13 protein-coding genes and 3 pseudogenes are annotated in these 21,619 nt (G+C 69.2%); 12 read left to right on the top strand and 4 right to left on the bottom strand.

Going from position 1 to position 21,619, the window contains the following annotated elements:
• The 8 genes and pseudogenes from IPN02_07350 to IPN02_07315 form a co-directional block, all read left to right on the top strand.
• On the top strand, window positions 1–363 hold a 363-nt coding region (locus tag IPN02_07350), incomplete at its 5' end, for an SMC-Scp complex subunit ScpB (GenBank protein MBK9296648.1).
• Window positions 360–1,095 (top strand): annotated as a pseudogene (locus IPN02_07345) (rRNA pseudouridine synthase). The gene IPN02_07350 and the pseudogene IPN02_07345, both read left to right, overlap by 4 nt.
• A 322-nt stretch (window positions 1,096–1,417) precedes the next feature.
• Window positions 1,418–1,783, top strand: coding sequence for a chorismate mutase (aroH, locus tag IPN02_07340; protein MBK9296647.1), 366 nt, complete (start codon window positions 1,418–1,420; stop codon window positions 1,781–1,783).
• Window positions 1,780–2,415: pseudogene (locus IPN02_07335) on the top strand ((d)CMP kinase). Before aroH ends, IPN02_07335 begins: the two are co-directional and overlap by 4 nt.
• A 268-nt stretch (window positions 2,416–2,683) precedes the next feature.
• A complete protein-coding gene (locus IPN02_07330; protein ID MBK9296646.1) occupies window positions 2,684–3,250 on the top strand; it encodes a 1-acyl-sn-glycerol-3-phosphate acyltransferase in 567 nt (188 codons plus the stop codon).
• A gap of 58 nt (window positions 3,251–3,308) precedes the next feature.
• Window positions 3,309–5,435 carry an acetate--CoA ligase family protein gene (locus IPN02_07325; GenBank protein ID MBK9296645.1) on the top strand — a complete coding sequence of 709 codons (2,127 nt, stop codon included), beginning with the start codon at window positions 3,309–3,311 and terminating at the stop codon, window positions 5,433–5,435.
• Between the two features lie 146 nt (window positions 5,436–5,581).
• Window positions 5,582–6,922 (top strand): NADP-specific glutamate dehydrogenase, encoded by a 1,341-nt coding sequence (gene gdhA, locus IPN02_07320; protein MBK9296644.1) that lies wholly within the window; start codon window positions 5,582–5,584, stop codon window positions 6,920–6,922.
• A 29-nt stretch (window positions 6,923–6,951) separates the two neighbouring features.
• Window positions 6,952–8,910 carry a copper-translocating P-type ATPase gene (locus tag IPN02_07315; protein MBK9296643.1) on the top strand — a complete coding sequence of 653 codons (1,959 nt, stop codon included), beginning with the start codon at window positions 6,952–6,954 and terminating at the stop codon, window positions 8,908–8,910.
• 711 nt (window positions 8,911–9,621) lie between these two features.
• Here the strand turns inward: IPN02_07315 and IPN02_07310 are convergent.
• On the bottom strand, window positions 9,622–11,310 hold the full coding sequence (locus IPN02_07310) for an FAD-dependent oxidoreductase (GenBank protein ID MBK9296642.1): 1,689 nt from the start codon (window positions 11,308–11,310) through the stop codon (window positions 9,622–9,624).
• 63 nt (window positions 11,311–11,373) lie between these two features.
• Window positions 11,374–12,411 carry a Gfo/Idh/MocA family oxidoreductase gene (locus IPN02_07305; GenBank protein MBK9296641.1) on the bottom strand — a complete coding sequence of 346 codons (1,038 nt, stop codon included), beginning with the start codon at window positions 12,409–12,411 and terminating at the stop codon, window positions 11,374–11,376.
• 292 nt (window positions 12,412–12,703) lie between these two features.
• Between IPN02_07305 and IPN02_07300 the strand changes: the two genes are divergently transcribed.
• Complete coding sequence (locus IPN02_07300; protein ID MBK9296640.1) at window positions 12,704–14,128, top strand: hypothetical protein; 1,425 nt, start codon at window positions 12,704–12,706, stop codon at window positions 14,126–14,128.
• Between the two features lie 136 nt (window positions 14,129–14,264).
• Here the strand turns inward: IPN02_07300 and IPN02_07295 are convergent.
• A pseudogene (locus tag IPN02_07295) lies at window positions 14,265–16,001 on the bottom strand (DUF3556 domain-containing protein).
• 168 nt (window positions 16,002–16,169) lie between these two features.
• Between IPN02_07295 and IPN02_07290 the strand changes: the two are divergent.
• On the top strand, window positions 16,170–18,530 hold the full coding sequence (locus tag IPN02_07290; protein ID MBK9296639.1) for an arylsulfatase: 2,361 nt from the start codon (window positions 16,170–16,172) through the stop codon (window positions 18,528–18,530).
• 67 nt (window positions 18,531–18,597) lie between these two features.
• The gene (locus IPN02_07285; protein ID MBK9296638.1) at window positions 18,598–19,284 is read left to right on the top strand and encodes a ribonuclease Z; all 687 of its coding nucleotides are present in this window, start codon (window positions 18,598–18,600) and stop codon (window positions 19,282–19,284) included.
• 51 nt (window positions 19,285–19,335) lie between these two features.
• Here IPN02_07285 and IPN02_07280 read toward each other — a convergent pair whose 3' ends face one another.
• Entirely contained in the window at window positions 19,336–20,601 is a 1,266-nt protein-coding gene (locus IPN02_07280) for a hypothetical protein (GenBank protein ID MBK9296637.1), read from the bottom strand.
• An 89-nt stretch (window positions 20,602–20,690) separates the two neighbouring features.
• Between IPN02_07280 and IPN02_07275 the strand changes: the two genes are divergently transcribed.
• Complete coding sequence (locus IPN02_07275) at window positions 20,691–21,563, top strand: LLM class F420-dependent oxidoreductase (protein ID MBK9296636.1); 873 nt, start codon at window positions 20,691–20,693, stop codon at window positions 21,561–21,563.
• Window positions 21,564–21,619: the final 56 nt, after the last annotated feature.

Here is a 21,619-nt window from a genome sequence, read left to right as displayed (position 1 = left end):
GCCGACGGCGTGATTCGCACGCTGACCCAGCGGGGTTACATCGACGAGATCGCCCGCGATCCCGGCCCCGGCCAGGCGGTGCTGTTGGGCACCACCCGGGACTTCCTCGAGCGGATGGGCCTCGACAGCCTGGAGGAACTGCCCGGCGTCGCCGACTTCGTACCCGGACCCGAGGTGGTCGAGGCGCTGGAGCGGGGACTGGCCCTCGATGCCACCGAGCCGATCGATCCTCCTGAACCGGTGGTGGGCCGCATCGCCGACGACCGCGCGGCCAACGGCGTCGAAGCGGGGCCGGCGAGCAACGGGGAGCAACAGGAGCCACCCGAGCTGCGCGACCCGCCCGATTGGCCGGATCCCCAGTGAACGCCGAGGGCCACGTACCTGCGGGGCAGGGAGACTCGGGGCCCCAGCGTGTCCAGAAGGTGCTGGCCCGAGCCGGGGTGGCGAGCAGGCGGGTCGCCGAAGACCTGATCGAGGCCGGCCGCGTTCGCGTCGACGGCAAGGTGGTGGTGCTCGGCAACCGCGTCGACCCCGCCGTCCAGCTGCTCGAGCTGGACGGGGCTCCGATCGCTTTGGCGCCCGGCCTGGTCCATTACCTGCTCAACAAGCCCACCGGCGTGATCTCGACGGCGTCGGACCCGCAGGGCGGCCCACCGTCGTGCAACTGGTGCCGCCCGAGCCGCGGGTGTTTCCCGTCGGTCGCCTCGACGGCGACACCGAGGGCCTGTTGCTGATCACCAACAACGGCGAGCTGACCCACCGGCTGACCCATCCGTCCTACGGGGTGGAAAAAGGAGTACCTGGCCGAGGTGGACGGCACCTCAGCTCGGGGCAGCTGCGCCGTCTTCGCGAGGGATCGAGCTGGACGACGGCATGACCTCGCCCGCCAAGGCGTCCCAACCGTCGCCGGGGCTGGTGCGCTTGACGATTCACGAGGGACGTAACCGTCAGGTGCGGCGCATGCTGGATGCCTTGGGTCACCCGGTGCGGCGGCTGGTGCGCACCCGGTTTGGGCCGTTGAGCGACCGCAGCCTGGCGCCCGGCGCCTGGCGCGAGCTGACCATGGACGAGCTGCGCGAGCTTGAGCGATCGGTCAGCGGTGAGCAACCCCCGCGATCCCGGGCCGAACGTCGGGCGGCGGCCGCCGCGGTGCTTCCGCCGGCGTTCCCGGCGCCGTTCCCGACAGTGCTCTCGACGCCGTTCCCGACAGTGCTTCCGACGCCGTTCCCGGCAGTGCTCTCGGCGGCGTTGCCGGCAGTGCTTCCGACGCCGTTGCCGGCGGTGCTCTCGACGGTGCTTCCGACGAGGTTGTGTCAAGCGACGAGGCGCAACCCGGCCGGGATACGTCGGAGGGGTGGTGACGCCACAGCGGACGGTAGGCTTGCGACCCGTGACCGAGGGACGAGATCAGCCTGCGATGCCAACGATGCGGGCCCTCCGCGGCGCCACCACCTTCGATGTCGACGAGCGCGAGCACGTCTGCGAACGCACCGTCGAGCTGTTGTCGGCGATGGTCGAGCGCAACGACGTTGCCCATGACGACGTCGTCTCGGTGCTGTTCACCGCCACCGACGACCTGCACTCGGTCTTCCCGGCCCTCGCCGCCCGTCAGGTGGGCTACGGCGACATCCCGCTGATCTGCGCCCGGGAGCTCGACATCGCCGGGGCGACGCCCCAGTGCATCCGGATCTTGATGCACCTGCACACCACCAAGCCTCGCGACGGGCTGCACCACGTCTACCAGCACGGCGCCGCCGCGCTGCGCGACGATCTGCCGTCATGAGCGCCGATCGGGTGATCGCCATCGATGGACCGGCCGGTTCGGGCAAGTCGACCGTGGCCCGCACCGTGGCCGACAAGCTGCACATGGCCCACCTCGACACTGGCGCGATGTACCGGGGGGTGGCCTTCGCCGCCATCGAGGCCAAGATCGATCTCGATGATGGGGATGCCCTCGACGCGCTGGCAGCACGGGTGGAGATGTTCTTCGACGACGACCGGATCTTCGTCGATGGCACCGACGCCACCGAGGCGATCCGTGGCCAGGCGGTATCGACTGCGGTGAGCCCGGTGGCGACCAATGCCGGCGTGCGCGCCGAGTTGGTTCGCCGCCAGCGGTCGTGGGCCGCCGAGCACGACGGTGGGGTGATCGAAGGCCGCGACATCGGCACCGCCGTGTTTCCCGATGCCCCGGTGAAGGTGTTTCTCACCGCCACGCCAGACGAGCGGGCCCGCCGCCGTGCCGGCGAGACCGACGGTGTGGACGTCGAGGTGCTGGCGGCGCAGATCGCCGAGCGGGACCTGCGCGATTCCACCCGGGCGGTCAACCCGATGCGCCCGGCCGACGACGGCGTGGAGATCGATACGACCGAGATGACCCTCGCCGAGGTGGTCGACGCAGTGCTCGCCATCGTGCCCTGGTCCTGGCGAACCTGGCGAACGTGGCGAACGTGGCGAACCCGCCAGCGCTTCCCGCCCCACCGAACTGGACGTCGTCGAGGACGTGGCCGTCGGGACGGGCGTCGAGCCGCCTGCGCCCCGCCAACGAGCCATGCAGGGGCGAGCGGTGCAGCCGGTGACCGAGGCCCCGCCCCTGTCGGTCGGGGCTCGTGTCGGCTACGGGCTGATCTCCGCAACCACGCGGGGGTTGGCCAAGGGGCTCTACCGCAACGAGATCGTCGGCATGGAGCGCCTGCCTCGCACCGGTCCGTACATCCTGGCCCCGTCGCATCGGTCGGGTATGGACTTCCTGTTCGCAGCGATGGTCACCCGCCGCCGGGTGCGTTGGATGGCCAAGGAGTCGCTGTGGAAGTACCCGTCGCTCGGCTCGTTCGTCGACGTGATGGGCGGCTTCCGGGTCAACCGTGGCACCGCCGATCGCCACGCGCTGCGGGTGGCTGAGGCGATTCTGGCCGATGGCCAGCCGCTGGTGGTGTTTCCCGAGGGAACCCGCCGTAGCGGCGAGGCGGTCGAAGACCTGTTCGACGGCGCCGCCTGGTTGTCATCGCGCCAGCGGGTGCCGGTGGTTCCGGTCGGAATTGCGGGCACCGAGGAGGCGATGTCGACGGGCACCAAGGTGCCCCGGCCCGGCAAGACCGTGATCTGGATCGGGGAGCCGCTGTGGCCGGACGTCCCCCATGGGGGCCGTATCCCTCGTTCGAACGTCGCCGCCTTCACCGAACGCATCCTGCCGGAGCTTCAGGATGTCTTTGATCGGGCCAACGCCCACCGTTCGCTAGGGGGCCGGTAACGGGTGGTTCTGACCGGCGTTCTTTTGTATCACTGCCCCTTCGGGTAGGACTGTAGGGATGATCAACGGACTGTTCTCCCCGGGCTCGATCGCTGTTGCGGGCGCTTCCCGCGACCGCCGAGCGGTCGGCCGCCGCATCCTCGACGCCCTGGTTGAGGGCCCCTTCGAGGGCCCGGTCTACGCGATCAACCCGGCGGCCACTCACGTCGGGTCGGTGCCGGCCCATCCATCGCTGAGCGCCATCGGGAAACCGGTTGACCTCGTGGTGGTGGCCGTTCCGGCAAAGCTGGTCCACGAAGTCGTGGCCGAAGCGGCCGATGTCGGTGCGGGTCACGTCGTCGTCGTGTCGGCCGGTTTCGCCGAATCGGGTGATGAGGGCCGCGCCGCACAGGACGAACTGGCAGCCCTGGTGGCCGAACGGGGCATGCGCCTGGTGGGGCCCAACTGTCTGGGGGTGCTGGCCACCGACCCCGAGGTGAACATGAACGCCTCGTTTGCCCCCGAGATGCCCCCCGTCGGCAACTTCGGGTTGGCCAGCCAGAGCGGGGCGCTCGGCATCGCCATCATCGAGCTGGCCCGCCGGCTGGGCCTGGGCCTGTCCAACTTCGTCAGCCTCGGCAACCAGGCCGACATCACGGTGTCGGACCTGATCGAGTTCTGGGGTACCGACCCGGCGACGGGGGCAGGCCTTTTGTACCTGGAGTCCTTCACCGATCCGGCCCGGTTTCGGCAGGTGGCCACCGAGACCAGCCGCCAGCTGCCGCTGGTGATGGTGAAGTCGGGCACGACCAGCGCCGGCAGCCGGGCGGCCAGCTCACACACCGCCGCCCTGGCCGGGTCCGATACCGCCGTCGAGGCGCTGCTGGAGCAGAGCGGCGTGATCCGGGCCGCATCGCTTGAGCACATGTTCGGGATCGCCCGCATCCTGTGCTCCCAGCCCCGCCCCAAGGGCCGCCGCGCCGCAGTGGTGACCAACTCCGGTGGCCCCGGTGTGTTGTGCGTCGACGCGTTGCTGCGGGCCAACTACTCCGTCGAGCCGCTCAGCGACGAGGCGTCCGCCGAGTTGGCCCGGCAGCTTCCTGCCGCGGCGTCGGTGGGCAACCCGATCGACATGTTGGCCGCCGCCGGTGCGGCCGCCTACCGCGACGTCACCGAGGCGGTGTTGTCGCTGGATGAGGTGGACGTGCTCATCGTCATCTACACGCCGATCGGCCTGGAGGACGACGAGGCCGTCGCCCAGGCGATCAGCGACGGCGTGGCCGCCGCACGGGCCAAGGGCGCTGACGGAGTCGTGCTGGCCTCGGTGGTCGGCGGCGAAGGCCAGCACAGCGAACCGCAGGCGAACGGGGAGGCCGGCGGGCGGGAAGTGATCCCCACCTTCGCCTTCCCCGAGGATCTGGCGCCGCTGCTGGGCCCGATCGGTGACTACTGCGACTGGCTGGCCCGTGACCTGGGGCGGGTAGGCGAGCCGGAGGGCTGTGACACCGAAGAGGCGCTGAGGATCGTGACCGAAGCGCTCAGTCAGCGGGGTGAGGGTTGGCTCACCGTCGCCGAGGCGCGAGCGGTACTCGACGCGGTGGGCATCAACCTGAACGCAGGCCGGGTGGTGGTGAGCGCCGCCGAGGCTCGTGCCGCAGCCGACGGGATCGGCTATCCGGTGGCGGTCACGGTGGCCTCGACCGGGATCGTCCACAAGTCGGACGTCGGTGGGGTCCATCTGAACCTGGCGACCGCCGACGAGGTGGCGAAGGCCTATCAGGCGGTGTCGTCGCTGACCGAAGGCACCGACGCACGGCTGGACGGGGCGCTCGTCGGTGCGATGGAGGATGGCATCGAGCTGTTTCTCGGCGTCGACCGCGACGCCTCCTTCGGGCCGTTGATCGGTTTCGGGCTGGGGGGAACCTCGGTGGAGGTGCTCGACGACGTGGCCTTCCGGTTGGCGCCCCTGACCGATAGGGATGCCCACGACCAGGTGCGATCGATCCGCGGCTGGAAGCTGCTCGCCGGCCACCGCGGCGCACCCCCGGTGGACGCCGAGGCCATCGAAGACCTGCTCGCCCGCATCTCGGCGCTGGTCGTGGCCGTCGACGGGATCGCCGAGCTCGACATCAACCCGTTCTTTGCCCGTCCGGATGGGGTGGTGGCCACCGACGTCCGCATCCTGATCAAGGAGCCCGGCCGGTGAGCATCGGACGCGTCCACCGCTCGACCGTGTGACCGGTTTGGTGTGACCGAATCGGTGTGACCTGCGTCCGAAGCGAACGGAGTCGCGGCCCGGCCGGACGGGTGAGTTGGTCGGCGAGGCGGTTTTCTTGGGAAACTACCGGCATCATGATCGACGAGAAGGTTAAGGCCGTATACCACGACGTCGTTTCCCGCAACCCGGCGCAACAGGAGTTCCACCAGGCGACCCGGGAGGTGCTCGAGTCGCTGGGTCCGGTGGTGGCCAAGCACCCCGAGTATCTGCACGCCAAGGTCATCCAGATGTTGGCCGAGCCCGAACGTCAGATCATCTTCCGGGTGCCCTGGGCCGACGATCAGGGACAGGTCCACATCAACCGGGGCTTTCGCATCGAGTTCAACAGCGCCCTGGGGCCATTCAAGGGCGGCCTGCGCTTCCACCCGTCGGTCAACCTGGGCATCGTCAAGTTTCTCGGCTTCGAGCAGGTGTTCAAGAACGCGTTGACCGGGCTGCCGATCGGTGGCGGCAAGGGCGGTTCCGACTTCGATCCCAAGGGCCGCTCGGACGCCGAGGTGATGCGCTTTTGTCAGAGCTTCATGACCGAGCTGTACCGCCACCTGGGCGAGTACACCGACGTGCCCGCCGGCGACATCGGCGTGGGCACCCGCGAGATCGGTTACCTGTTCGGCCAGTACAAGCGGATCACGAACCGCTACGAGTCGGCGGTGATCACCGGCAAGAGCACGGAATGGGGCGGCTCCCAGGTGCGCACCGAGGCCACCGGCTACGGCGCGGTGTTCTTCGCCAAGGAGATGCTCGAAGCGCAGAACGGCTCGATCGAGGGCAAGCGCTGCATCGTCTCCGGCTCGGGCAACGTCGCCATCTACGCGATTGAAAAGCTGCATCAGCTGGGCGCGATCGTCGTCGCCTGCTCGGACTCCGACGGCTTCATTCACGACCCGGCGGGAATCGACCTCGACCTCCTCAAGCAGGTGAAGTCGGTCGAGCGCCAGCGGCTGACCACCTACGCCGAGCGGCGCGGCGGCGTCACCCACCATCCGGCGGGCAGCGTCTGGTCGATCCCGGCCGAGGTGGTGTTTCCGTGCGCCACCCAGAACGAATTGTCCGGTCGCGATGCGGCGAGCCTGGCCAAGAACGGCTGCATCGCCGTGGTCGAGGGTGCCAACATGCCTTGTACCGCAGCCGCCATCGACGTCTTCCGGGAGAACGGCATCCTCTTCGGCCCGGCCAAGGCCGCCAACGCCGGCGGCGTTGCCACCTCGGCGCTCGAGATGCAACAGAACGCCAGTCGCGACTCCTGGGAGTTCCACTACACCGAGGATCGGCTGGCCAAGATCATGTCGAACATCCACGACACCTGCCTGAGCACCGCGGATGAGTTCGGCCGCCCCGGCGACTACGTCACCGGCGCCAACGTGGCCGGGTTCAAGCGGGTGGCTGCCGCGATGATGGCATTTGGTCTGGTGTAACGCCCTTGGACCACGACGACCACGCGGCGATGTTTCGCCAGAAGGTGCTGGTCAGCGCGCTGCTGACCGTGCCGGCGGTGATCTACAGCTCGATGCTTCAGGACCTCCTCGGCTACACCGCCCCGGAGTTCCCCGGGTCCAACTGGGTGGCGGCTGTGTTTGCGACGGCGGTGTTTGCGTACGGCGGGCCGGTGTTTCTGCGCGGTGGGGTGTCGGAGATCAAGGCCCGCCAGCCGGGCATGATGCTGTTGATCTCGCTGGGCCTGATCGTGGCGTTCGTGGCATCGGTGGCGACCCAGTTCGGACTGATCGACGTCGACCTGTGGTTCGAGCTGGCGACGCTCGTCACCGTGATGCTGGTCGGCCACTGGCTGGAGATGCGAGCGGTCGGGCGGGCCCAGGGTGCGCTGGCAGCGCTGGCCGAGCTGTTGCCCGACGATGCCGAACGGCTCGACGCTGACGGCGAGCCGACAACGGTCGCCATCGCGGAGCTGGCCGAGGACGACATCGTGCTCGTGCGGGCCGGCGGCCGGGTGCCGGTCGACGGGACGATCACCGACGGCGCTGCCGAACTGGACGAGTCGATGATCACCGGCGAGTCCCGGCCGGTGGCCAAAAAGGTGGACGACGCGGTCGTCGCCGGCACGGTGTCGACCGACTCGTCGATTCGCATCCGGGTCGACGCCACCGGAGACGACACTGCGTTGGCCGGCATCCAGCGCCTGGTCGAGGAGGCCCAGTCGTCCCACTCGCGAGCCCAGGCGATGGCCGACCGCTTTGCCGGCTGGCTGTTTTACGCCGCGATCGGGTCCGGGTTGCTCACCTTCGTGGTCTGGATGGCACTCGGCGAGCCGGCCAATGCGGTCGAGCGGACGGTGACCGTGCTGGTGATCGCGTGCCCCCACGCCCTCGGCCTGGCCATTCCGCTGACGATCGCCGTGTCGACCAGCGTCGCGGCCTCGTCGGGCATCCTGATCAAGGACCGCCTGGCGCTCGAGGGGATGCGCCGGGTCGACGTTGTGTTGTTCGATAAGACCGGCACGCTGACCGCCGGGGAGCACGAGGTGACCGACCTGGCCGTCGCCGGGGTGGACGAGCACCGGTTGTTGACGCTGGCCTCCGCAGTGGAGGCCGAGAGCGAACATCCCCTGGCCAGGGCGATCATCGCCCGGGCCGGCCAGGACGACGCTGTCGGTCGGGGCAGCGACCACCGCAGCCTGGCCGGCAGGGGCGTGACCGCCACGGTCGATGGGGTCGAGACGGCGGTCGGCGGCCCGGCGTTGCTCGAGGACCGGGGCGTCGAGGTGCCCGAAGCGCTGGCCGAGACCACCGAGCAATGGCGCGAGCGGGGCGCGTCGGTGCTTCACGTCATCGCGGACGGCGAGGTGGTGGGCGCCTTTGCCATGGAGGACGCCATCCGCCCGGAGTCGGCCGACGCCGTTCGAGCGCTTGCGGATGTGGGGATTCAAACGGCGATGATCACCGGCGACGCCCAACAGGTGGCCGACTCGGTCGCCGATGCGCTGGGCATCGACGAGGTGTTCGCCGAGGTGCTGCCCGAGGACAAGGACTCCAAAGTGACCGAGCTCCAGGGTCGGGGCCGGCGCGTGGCGATGGTCGGCGACGGCGTCAACGACGCGCCGGCCCTGGCCCGCGCCGACGTCGGCATCGCCATCGGGGCGGGCACCGACGTGGCGATGGAGTCGGCCGGGGTGGTGCTGGCCTCGTCGGACCCCCGCAGCGTGCTCGGGGTGCTCAAGCTGTCCAAAGCGAGCTACACCAAGATGATTCAGAACCTAACATGGGGTGCCGGCTACAACCTGATCGCCATCCCGTTGGCCGCCGGGGTGCTCGCGTTTGCGGGTATCACCCTGTCGCCGGCGGTCGGAGCGATCATCATGTCGGCCTCCACCGTGATCGTGGCGGCCAACGCCCAGCTGTTGCGCCGGGTCGATCTCGATCGGGACCGCCTGTGCGGCCAGGGGTAGTCCCTGACACCTGGCGCCCCAGGCCCCGTATGCGGGCGCGTCGTCCCGTCGTTGCTCGCCGGACCGTTGGGGCTGAGCGGCGAGCTGTTCCGGGGCCTTCGAGAAAGCGGTTTCCAACCGGAGGGCCGGCGTGATTGGATGGTTGGACCGAGGAAAGGAGGTGGTCCACATCAACGACAGTTCTTATGGGACTTCGGAGGTGGCTGGCCGCTAAAGCGGCTCGCTGGATCTCTTTGGCGAATCCCCGCCAGACACCCGGCGGATCGATGATCGGGAACAGTCCCGCTCGATGCAACACGCGTCGATCCGTCGTTCACAACCAGTAACGCAATGAGGGAGGCGCTCCGAAGCCGGGGCGTCTCCCTCCGCGTCCGGACCAGCACGTCACCGCATCCGTAGGTGTCAATGGCCGAGCGTTGCCACATGATGACCCAATTGCACGTACCCGGACGATCGCCCAGCGACCGGCCGGAGGATCGTCGAGGGGTATCTGCGAATGCCGCAGCACCAACCCGATGGCTGGGCCGATCTCGACCGACTCGCTGACGCCTCGACCCGAGGGATCTTGCAACGCCTCGATCAGGAAGAATCCGAAGCGGGATTACCGCCGCGGTTGCGCGCGGTGAGGTGTGGCGGTGAGGTGTGGCCCTACGAACACCCCGACGCGGGGCGGCGACCGCACCTGGTGCTGACCCAGCGTGTGAGGAGCCTTCAGTCTGAGCGCACGTCGGAGGTGTGCGCCGCACTCGGTGCCGCCACCGATTGCCCGGGGCCCGGCTGACCGTACGGGCCGGCGAGGAACTCGTTCAGCTTGGCCTCGGCCTCGTCGCCGAAAAGGATGTCGCACACCTCGCGCAGGCCCTCGGTGTCGCCAAGGTCGGCGTTGGGCACCACCTGTTCGATCTTCGAGCGGCGGCGCATGAAGTCCTCCAGGCGGGTCACCATCTCGGTGCTGGCGGCCAGGTACAGCTCGACGCGCAGGTAGTCGGTGCCCCCGAAGATGTCTTCGCCCATCGACGGGTCGGAGCGGATCGCCTCCAACATGGCGAACGCCCGACGTCCGTAGCGCCGCCAGAGGCGGTCCGACAGCGGCTCCACGTCGGGTCGCACTCGCAGGTCGTCCAGGCGCATCAGGCGGGCCTGACGGTAGAACACGTCGCGGGTTTCGCTGGTCGGCTCGCCGTACCAGGTGCCGGTGTCCTTCTCGAGGGGCAGCCCCAGGTCCTCGACAGCGTCGGCCACCTCCTCGCCGACGTTGAGGCAGTCGGTCAGCTTGCCGCCGAAGATGGAGATCACGCTGCGGGCGCGGTCCACCTCGATCTCGTGCTTACGGCTGAGCGACGTCCAATCGACGTCGGTGCGGTCGCCACCCGAGTTGGGCACGACCAGGGGTCGAACGCCGCAGCGCTCGGCGATGACATCATCGGTGGTCAGGGGTTTGGGTAGATCGAGGCGTTTGTTGATCTGATCCAACAGGAACGCCCGGTCGTCGTCGGTGACGCCGGCACGGGGGTCGTCGGTGCGGGTGTCGGTGGTGCCGATCACCGAGCGGATACCCATGGGGATCACGTAGAACAGCCGCCCACTGTCATCGAAGAAGGCGAGCACCCGCTGGTGTTCGGTGGTCGTCAGCCGGGGGACGATCAGGTGGATGCCCTTGGAATAGACGATGCGATGCTCGGTCGTCACGCCCCAGGCGGAGTTGAGCCCGTCGACGTAGGGGCCGGCGGCGTTGACGATCGTGCGGGCCTTCAGCTCGAGGCGTTCGCCGGACTCCAGGTCGGCAAGGCCGAGCTGCCAGTGACCATCGCTGCGCTGGGCATCGACCAGGTCGACGTAGTTGGCCACCGCCGCCCCGGCCTCGATCGCCGAGCGGACGAACCCGAAGACGAAGCGGGCGTCGTTGTCGCGCAGGTAGGCGTCCCGGTACTCGATGCCGCCCCGGACGCCGTCCGTATCGATGACCGGTTCGGTCTTTTTGATCGCCTCGGCGCTGTGCAGCTTGGGTGGCCGGGTGCGGAACTTGCCGATGCCCCAGTAGGCGGTGGCGCCGAGGGCAGCGAACCATGGCGGGTAGGGCGAGCTGTCGTCCAGTGCGGCCAGAAACGACAGCTCGGCCACGTTGTCGGGGTAGGCCTTCATCAGCCGGTTGCGGCTCTCACACAGCTTGTACACCAGCGGCAGCTCGTAGTTCTCCAGGTACTTGAACCCGCCCCACACCAGGTTGGAGCTCTCCTGGCTGGTCTCGGAGCCGAAGTCGGCTCGGTCGATCAGGGCGACCGAGGCACCCCGCCCGGCCAGCGAGGCGGCCGTGACCGCCCCGTTGATTCCGCCGCCCACGATGGCCACGTCGACCATCCCGTCGCGCAGTCGGTCGATGTTGGTGTCTCGCAATGCCATGGGTGAACGGTACCAATCGGGGGCGGCCAGGCCCGATCCGTGGCGGTCGCCCCGGCGCGAGCGTCAGCCGTCGCCTCGTGTCTGGGACCGCGCACCCCAGGGGGTGGCGATCGATCGGGCGGCCAGCGTCAGCTCGGAGACGGCGAACGTGTGGGCCTGGCCGATCAGCCGTTCCCCGCCGTCGGCCCAGTCCTCGATCAGCGTCTGTGCCCAGTCGAGCGAGACCGCCGAGCAGTCGACGCGTCGGGTGCCCTCGCCGTCGACGAGGATCAGGTGCTCGGCGCCGGGCCGCCCGGCCGGGTCGATGTTGGCCCGCACCTCGAGGGTTCCCTCGGTGCCGACGATCGACAGGCGCACGTCGCCCCAGGTGCCCAGCCCGGCGGGGGACAACAGGTCGACGCGGTGATCGCCGACCACCGGGCCACCGTCGGCACTCGCCACCAAGCAAAGCGTGCCGATGTCGGCGAATCCGGGGTGCTCGGGGTGGGTGAGGTTGCCCTCTGAGCCGGCGGTCACCGCGGCGTCGAGATCACCGGTGATCGCCAGAAACTGATCGACCTGGTGCGAGGCGAGGTCGACCAGGATGCCCCCCGAGGTGGCCGCGTCGAAGAACCAGGCGGGTCGCTCGTCGGCGTTGAGGGTGTGGGGCCCCGAGCCGATCACGTGGGCGACTTGGCCGACGGCGCCGCTGCGGGCCAGTCGGATCGCCTCGGAGGTGGCGCGGTTGGTGAACCGCTCGGTGAACAGCACGCTCCAGCGACGCCCGGAGGTGGCCACCGCCCGGCGAACGCGTTGCAGGTCCGGGGCGGTGGTCACCCCGGGCTTGGCGCTCAGGACGTGTTTGCCCGCCGAGAGCGCGGCGACGGCCACGTCGGCCCGCTGCGAGGGGATGCCTGCGGTCACCACGACGTCGATGCGGTCGTCGGCGAGCAGTTCGGCCGGGTGGACGGCCACGGAGTCCGGTCGCCAGCCCTCGTACAGTTCGAGGAACTCCCCGTCGGCGACGTGGGTCGCGGCGTTGGCGCCGGCGTCGAGCAGTCCCTGCACCAGTTCGAAAACGTGCAGGTGATCGAGGCCGATCACGCCCAGGCGAAGGCTCACCCTGATGCACCCCTTTCCCCGACCGACGATGCACCGGACGGTATCTCAGGGAATCTTGCGGGGCGATGCACCGTGGCCACCGTCGGTGACTACGGTCACCGACGCGAGCTTGTGACGAGGGAGAGCTTGCACCTCATTCACCCACCGGCATGAGTTGATCATGCTTCGTGAAAGGCATCAAGAATGTATAGGAAGCTCTCCCTGGGCCTCGCAGGTCTCGGATTGGTCGCGCTCGGTTGCGCTCGGTTGCGCGCCCGCCCCACCGGCGCCGCCCAAGCCGACAGAGTTCACGGTGAACACCACCGCCGACACCTCCGACTTCAAGGCGGGAGATGGCTTGTGCGCCGACGCCACATTGAAGTGTTCGCTTCGGGCGGCGGTCACCGAAGCCAACGCTCAGAACCGGCCGACCACGATCCACCTCGGACGCGCCACCTATTCGCTGAACCTGGAGGGCGGATCGTCGGACAGCCCGACGAAGGGCGACCTGGATGTTGTTGGCGAGGTGATCATCGATGGCCGGGGCGCAACGGTCGATGCGTCCGGTCTGGGCGATCGCATCTTTGACGTCGCCCAGGAGGGGTCACTGGATGCGAGGAACCTCCGCTTGGTCGGTGCCTCGGCGGTGCCGACCGAGTCGGGTGGCGCCGTGCGCAGCAAGGGCAACCTGTTGCTTCACCGGGTGACCGCAACCGGTAACCGGGTGACCGGAGCCGGGGCCTCCGGAGGCGCACTGCTCAATGAGGGTGGCACCGTGATGGTGACCAACTCCAACCTGTCGAACAACTCGGCCGTTCGCGCCGGGGGAGCGATCGAGGCCAGCGGCGGACGAACTCAGGTCGACGACACCACGATGAGCGGCAACGTCGCCGGACCGATGCCCGGTAACGGCGGTGCGCTGCACCTGACCGGCGTCGGCAACGTGACGGTCAACCGCTCGGTCGTGACCGACAACACGGCCGGCTCCGAGGGTGGCGGCCTGTGGAACTCGGGCGGCGGCACGATGACGGTGGCGGGCACGACGCTGACCGGCAACATCGCCAACGGCGTCGACCCCGACAACGGTGGTGGTGCCCTGTTCAACGACGGCGGCAGCCTCACCGTGAACACGTCCACCGTGTCGGACAACTCGGCCGTTCAGGGCTCGGGTTCGGGTGGCGGCGTGTTCAACAACGCCGGCACGTTGACCGTCCGCAACAGCACGTTCGGCCAGAACTCGGCCGCCCGTGCGGGTGGCGCAGTTGAAACCGCCGGTGGCAACGTCGCCGATGCGGGCTCCGGCTCGGGCGGCGGCATCCTCAGCGAGCACGGTGCCACCACGGTGACCAACTCGACCGTCTCGGACAACGTCTCGGCTCGTGCCGGTGGCGGCATCGAGGTGGCCGGCGGTAGCGCCGACCTGGCCGATGTGGAGTTGAACCGCAACTCGACCGGCAACGCGCCCGGCAACGGCGGGGGCATGCATCTCGGCGGAGCCAGCGTGGTGACCGTGGACGCCAGCCAGGTGTTGGCCAACCACGCCTCCAACGAGGGCGGCGGTCTGTGGAACTCGCCCGGCGGAACGCTGACGGTGTCCAACACCAGCGTCACCTCCAACACGGTTGGCAACGCGCCCAACGGGCCCAACGTGTTTCAGAAGGGTCCGCTCGTCGGCGGCGTGTTCACCGTGAACGGAGCCCCGATCGCTGAGGGCCCCAACGCCCTGGCCTTCGGCTGATCACCCGCGGTTGGGGCCACGGCCCAAACCGTAAGCGGTCCTCCCGCAGGGGGAACAGCGGACGTCGTGCCTCAGCGGCCGGCGTCCGCTGTCGCGTCCGGGTGGATGCCCAGCAAGGGCGTGCACCCGGGCTCGGTCACGATGCGCCGGGTTCGGCCTCCAGCGTCACGGGAATCTCGTCGGTCCACGGCTGACGACACACCATGTCGGCCACGGCCACCGTGCCCCGTTCGAACTCGCCGGTGGCCGCATCGACCAGGCGGTAGCGCTGGTGGGGCGTGCCCATTTGCTGGGACTCCAACATGATCACCCGCACCTCGCCCGGCTCGAACGCGCAGCGCTCCTGCAGGGCATCGAGCAGCTGCTGGTGGTGCAGGTGTCCCTCGCCGAAGTTCCAACCCAGCGCCGCGCCGGCGACGAACTCGCCGTCGACGGACACGTGCCGGGTTCCGCCGTCGCCGCCCAGCGCCCGGGGCAGCAGGCCAAACAGCGCCCGGCCGTGGGAGTGCATCGACCGGAAGGCATATCCCTTGAAGGCGAGCGATTCGGCGACCTCGCTGCCGTAGAGGCGCTCGAGCTGGGCCGCCGGCATGGTTGCTGACTTGACGACGTGGTGCTCGAAGCGCTCGGTGGCCTCCGGGGTGAAGGACCACAGCGAGGTGGCCCAGTTGCCCGCGTACTAGCGCATGGCGACGAGAAACGAGAACCGTTCGGGCAGGTAGTTGCCCGCTGCGACCAACACCACCAGCGACGCGATCAGCGCCCACACCAGCGGGTTGGACACATCGCCCACGCCCCAGGCTGCGTCGTGGACGAACAGCACACAGGTCCCGTAGATCATGAAGACGTTCCATTCGAGCGGCACGCCGAGCGGAAGCGAACTGATGATGAAGAGGTGGAAGCCGATCATGGCTGCGGCTGCCGCTGTGGTGAGCGCACCGCCGGTGGAGAACAGCAGTACGGCGGGCACCACGAACTCGAACACGGTGCCACCGTGGGCGAGCGCGGCCGAGAGGCGCGACGGGGTGAGGTCGTCCGGGTGGGACCGAAAGAACCGACGCTTGAGCGCCTTGTTGCGCAGCAGCGGGCTGTTGGACAGCATCACCGACACGACGAACGGGAAGTGGGCGTTGAGCTTGGAGGTGGCTGCCCCCCACCAGATCGCCACCATCACCAGCTTGAGCGCCACGATCATGTCGACGCCACCGAACAGGAAGGCCACGCACATGACGAGGTAGACTTCGCTGCGCGCCGCCAGAAAGATGGTTTTGTCCCGCAGCCCGAGCAGCGGCACGACGACCAGCAGCGGCAGCACCCGGCCGACGGCAAGCGTGCCGAGCGCGCCCGACTCGGGAGCGAGCGCCCCGAGGCCCACCTCGGGTGAGCCCGCCAGCGCCCAGATCGCCGCAGCGATCACACCGACGTAGAGCGCCACATCAAGCGGGGTGCGGCGCGTCCCGGCGGTGCCCGGCAGGTGGTTCGGCCAGGGCGGCAGGCGGATGGTGCCCGGGCGCAACCAATACAAGAAGCCGCCGATCGGAGGCAGGAAACGCATCGTCAGAGGGCCGAACCCGCACCCGAGGCCGAGCACTTCGAACAGCAGGGTGAACACGACCACCTTCTGGAAGGCGATCGGCTCGGTCCACCAGGTGGAGATGTTTCCCAGCGTGCCGATCCCCGGCGTGAGCGACACGACCAGCGCCGCACCCAGCGAGTACAGGGCGATCTTGAGGGCGTACAGCACAAGCACGGCGTCGGGGGTGCCAAACCCGGCCTCGGCCCAATCCTGTGCCATCGGCCGGATGCGGTCGGAGCGTCGCCCATCGGCCCACCCCGGTTCGACCTCGGCCAGACGCGGCTTGATGAACCCCACTGCTACGACCTCCCCGTGACACCCCGGACGGACCGTATCCCAACGTCGAGCCCCAGGGTTGGACGCGGCTGCGGACCTCGCCTGCTAGTTGTGACAGTGCTACTTGCACAATGCGGGTCACCGCCTACAGTGATCGGGCGCGGCGTCGTCGTGCATGGAGGGGGGCACATGTCACGACCGTCCAGGTTTGAGGGGCGCATCGGGCGCACCGTTGCAGAGTCCGAGCCGTACTTCGACGAGGGCCCACACCCCGACGACGCCTTCGGCGGTCGGGACTCTGCGGCCAACGACTCTGCGCCCAACGACTCTGCGCCCAACGTTGTGGTCGTGCTGCTCGACGACACCGGCTACGCCCAGTTCGGTTGCTACGGGTCCGACATCGATACCCCCAACATCGATGCGCTGGCGGCCGGGGGATTGCAGTTCACCAACTTCCACGCCACACCGCTGTGCTCGCCCACTCGCGCGTCGCTCTTGACCGGCCGCTCGGCCCACGCGGTCGGCATGCGGGCGATTTCCAACTTTCGCACCGGGTTCCCCAACATGCTGGGGCATATCTCCAACGATGCGGCCACGATGGCGGAGGTGCTCTCGGACGACGGCTACGCCACGTTCTGCGTCGGCAAGTGGCACCTGGCCCGCATGGAGCAGTGCTCGGCCGCCGGGCCCTTCGATCAGTGGCCGCTCGGCCGGGGCTTCGACCGCTTCTACGGTTTCCTCGAGGGCGAGACCGACCAGTTCCACCCCGACCTGGTGTGCGATAACCACCACGTTGAGGCTCCGTCTCCGGTTCGCTCGGACCGTTCGGGCCACGGAGGCCAGGACGGTTCTCCGGTCGGTGGTGACGGCGGGTACCACCTCTCGGAGGACCTGGTCGACCAGGCGCTGGGGATGATCGCCGACTCGGTGGGCGTGCGCCCCGACCGTCCGTTCTTCACCTATCTCGCCTTCGGCGCGACCCACGCCCCGCACCAGGCCCCCGAGGCCTACCTGGAGAAGTACCGGGGTCGCTACGACGAGGGCTGGGACGTGGTGCGCCGGCGCTGGTTCGAGCGTCAGCTTGCCTTGGGGGTGATCCCCGAGGGAACCGAGCTGGCGCCACGCAACCCCGGGGTCGAGCCGTGGGAGGACCTGCCGGAGAACCAGCGTCGCCTCGCCGCCCGGCTGCAGGAGGCGTTCGCCGCCTTTCTCGATCACAGCGACGACCAGATCGGTCGGCTGGTCGAGGGGCTCGACCGGTTGGGTCAGCTCGACAACACCGTGCTGTGTGTCCTCGCCGACAACGGGGCCTCCCAGGAGGGCGGTCCGTACGGCGTGATGCACGAAATGAAGTTCTTCAACGGCATCCTCGAAACGCCGGACGAAGCGATCGAGCGCATCGACGACATCGGCGGCCCGCACAGCCACACCAACTATCCGTGGGGCTGGGCCCAGTGCGGAAACTCGCCGTTCAAGTGGTACAAGCAGAACACCCACGAGGGCGGGGTGCACGTGCCGATGGTGATCTCGTGGCCCGACGGCCTGGACCCGGCCCAGCGGGGCACCCGCCGCGACCAGTTCGTCAACGTCGCCGACATCGCCCCGACGCTCTACGAGCTGGTCGGCGTCGAGGCGCCGGGCACCTATCGGGGCATCGAACAGCTGCCGGTGACCGGGAACAGCTTCGCGTCGGTGCTCCAAGCAGCCGATGAGCCGGCGACCAACACCCTGCAGTACTTCGAGATGGGCGGCAGCAGGGCGCTGGTTGCGGGGGAGTGGAAGGCGGTGTGCAAGCACACCCCCGGGGCCGACTACGACGCCGAGGCCTGGGAGCTGTACCACCTGGCCGAGGACCGCTCGGAGTGCGACGACCTGGCCGAGGCGCAGCCCGACAAGCTGGCCGAGCTGGTGGCGCTGTGGTGGGTCGAGGCCGACCGCCACGGCGTGTTGCCCCTCGATGACCGCACGTTCGAGCTGTTCGGCGCCCGCTTCCGCGACCGGTCCCCACACCCGGTCGATCGCCGCTACCGGTACCGACCGCCGATGTCGCCCATGCCCGCCCAGGCCTCGGCACCGATCGGTGGCCGCAGCTTCACGCTGACCGCCCGGGTCACGCGCAGCGCCGCCGACGGCGGCGTGCTGTTCTCGACCGGCACCGAGAACTCGGGGATCGCACTGTTCGTGCAGGACGGTCGCCTGGTGCTCGACTACAACGCCTTCGACGACCACACCGTGATCGAATCCGATGTGGAGGTGCCGGCTCGAGACGCCGAGCTGGTGTTGCGCTGCACCCGCGGCGACGGGATGAGCGGATCGGCCGAGCTGCTCATCGACGGGGTGCCCGCCGGCTCGGCCAAGCTGCCGCTGTACCTGCGCGTGATCTCCTCGGTGGGCTCCAGCATCGGCTACGGCGGTGGGTCGGCCGTGTCGCCGCGCTACCAGGGGGCATTTCCCTTCTCCGGAACCCTTCACGAGGTGGAGATCCAGCTGCACGGCCACGCCCCGGGCGCCGACCGCGCCACCGCCCGAGCCGAGATGGCCCGCCAGTGACCCGTCCGCGCCGACCGCAGTCCAACCGAAGGCGGCCCAACCGGCCGCGGCAGCTGACCGACCCCCCCTGCCACCACCCCGCCGCCGCCACCCCCCCCACCTGCACTCCGACCACATCACCGACCTGGGCGACCTGATCACCGCCGTGTGGATCGGCACCTTCGAGCCGACCCCCCTCAACATCGTGGGCCCTCCGGGCATCGCGGCGGTGGTTGAGGCCATCCTGGCGTCGCTTGGGTCGGACATCTGCTATCGCATGGCCCACCACGACGACCTGACCGAGCGGCCGATGGTCTCGGTCACCGAGGTGACCAACGGCCCGGTGCCGCTGCCCGGCCCGGTGCGCGTCAGCTGCGCCCCAACCGACCACCGCCCGGCCGACCCGAGCATCGGCTTCCGCTTCGATCACGAGGGTGCCGCCGTGGTGACGGCGGGCGACACCGTGCCCTGCGCCGGCCTCGACGGGCTCTGCCAGGGCGCCCAGGCGCTGGTGCACACCGCGATCCGCAAGGATGTGATCGCCGAGATCCCCATTCCTCGCCTGCTTGACGTCCTCGACTACCACTCGTCGCCCGAGGAGGCCGCCCAGACCGCGCAGCGGGCGGCCATGGACACCCTCGTGCTCACCCACTACATGCCGGCGTTTCCCTCCGGCGGCGGCGAGGACTGGCGGGCCCGGGCCGCCGAGCACTTCGACGGCACGATCGAGCTGGGCGACGATCTGCATCGGGTCGAGGTGCCGGCACCGGAATGACGCTTGGCCCTCGAACGCCGGTCCCCGGACCCGAGCCGCAGTGGGTCAAGGTCACCCGCCGAGGAACGCCTCGATCCGGTCGGCTGCGGTCGCCACCCCGTCCTCGCGTTCGAGCAGCACACCGAGCCGCTGTGCCTCGATCGCCAACGACTCATCGCCGTCGAGTCTGGCGATCGCGGAGCCAAGATCACCCGTGCCCTTGGCGTGGACCCCGGTGCCCAACTCCACCTGCCGCTTGGCGTGCCAGACCTGATCGAAGATCGACGGGATGACCACCGACGGTTGGCCGGCCGCCAGCGTCATCGAGTTCGTGCCGTGCGAGCCCGAATGCACCACCCCGCGGACCCGGGGAAGCACCTGTGCCAGCGGCGCAAAACGCCAGACGCCGTGCTGTGACGGATCGAACCGTCGACTCAGCTCGTCGACCGTGCTGTTGAGGGAGCAGAGGGACACGGTCCGCCCGCCGAGCGCGTCCGCGGCCCTGACCGCGGCCTCGAATCGCTCCGGATGGCTCGACGCCGCCAACGTGCCCAACGTGATCAGCAGCGGCGGATCGTCGGCCGCCAAAAACTCGTCGAGACCCTCGGGCAACCCGGCGTGGTCGTTGTCCCAGTGGGTAAACCCGGTCAGCGAGTAGTTCGATGGCCAGTCGGGGGCCGGCGCCACATAGTGGTGCGAGGCCATGCCCAGGTTGAGGTGGGGAGAGATGCGCAGATCCAGCGGGCTCCGCAGCGTGTCGTCCAGCCCCTTGCCGCGCCGAAAGTCGGCGAAGTCCCGAGAGAACGTCAGCGAGTTGGGTCGGGGGCTTCGTGCGATCCGCCAGCTCAGGCGGTTCAAACCGGGGCCCAGGGTCGACACCGGCGGCAGCGGATTCTGGGTCTCGGTCGGCACCAGCATCGGGAAGAGGTCGCCGCCGATCCAGGGCAGTCCTCGTTGCTCGGCGGCCATCGCCCCGACGATGCACGCCGCTGGGTGCCCGAACAAGACGTCGGCGCCATCGAGAGCGTCGTAGACGGCCCGGTACTGCGCCTCGAGATGTGGAACCGTGTACTTGCCGAAGTAGAGCTGAAGCAACCGGGTGCCGCCGAGGCGCATGCCCCATTTTGCGATCCACTCGCCCTCGGTGTTGAGGGCGTTGGGCCCAAGATCCGATCCGCTGTGGACGCACGTGAACGGCTCGGCGGCCAGCTCCTGGTGGAACTCTCGTGGCAGCACGAACGTGACCTGGTGGCCGCGTCGGCAGAGCTCGGTCGCCACTGGCACGTACGGGTAGACATCGCCCCGGTACGCCATCGACAGAACCACGATCTTCGACATGGTTGGACCGTACCCGTCGATGCCACATGGCGGGGGTTGCGGTGGGACCTCCGGCAGCGTGCGGCGGGACGCGCCGCTAGCTTGCCCGCATGGACTTTGGGATCGTCTTCGCCAATACCGGACCATTTGTCGACCCGGAGGCGGCGGCCGCCTTCGCCATCAAGGCCGAGGAGGTGGGGTTCGAATCGCTGTGGACCGTCGAGCACGTCGTCGTGCCGGCGGGGTACGAGTCGACCTACCCCTACGACCCGTCGGGTCGGATGCCCGGCAACGACGACGCGCCCATCCCCGATCCGTTGATCTGGCTGTCCTACCTGGCGGCGGTGACGTCACGCATCAAGTTGGCGACCGGCATTTTGATCGTGCCCCAGCGCAACCCGCTGGTGCTTGCCAAGCAGTTGGCCACGCTCGACGCGATGTCCGGTGGACGCATGGAGTTTGGCATCGGTGTCGGATGGCTTGAGGAGGAGTTCGACGCGCTCGGCGTGCCCTTCGACGGTCGCGGCCGACGCACCGACGACTACATCGCCGCCATGCGGGCGTTGTGGGCGGACGACCGGGCCACCCACCACGGTGAGTTCACCAGCTTCGACGACTGCGTGATGCGGCCCCAGCCGGAGCGCGGCGCCATCCCGGTTCACGTCGGCGGGCACTCCGACGCCGCTGCCCGCCGGGCCGGTCGTCTGGGCGATGGGTTCTTCCCGGGCAAGGGCGACCACGCCGAGCTCACCCGGCTGTTCGACGTTGCCCGAGCCGCGGCCGCCGAGGCGGGCAACGACCCCGACGATCTCGTGTTGACAAGCGGGGGTAACGGGGCGGTCGGCTCGCGTGCCCTCGACGAGGTGAAGGCGCTCGCCGAGATGGGGGTCGACCGGGTGGTCTTGCCGTCCTTCCTGTTCTGGAAGGACACCGACGCCGCGCTGGAGCGCTACGAGGCCGAGGTCATCTCCAAGGCCCCATAGCCTGCCGGGCACAGCAGCCTGCCGGGCACCGCGACCTGCCGGGCACCGCGGCCTGC

Origin of the sequence: Candidatus Microthrix subdominans (genome assembly GCA_016719385.1) — a bacterium.
Taxonomy (GTDB): domain Bacteria; phylum Actinomycetota; class Acidimicrobiia; order Acidimicrobiales; family Microtrichaceae; genus Microthrix; species Microthrix subdominans.
Note: the sequence above shows the minus strand (reverse complement) of the source record. Positions and strands in the feature narration are given on the sequence as shown.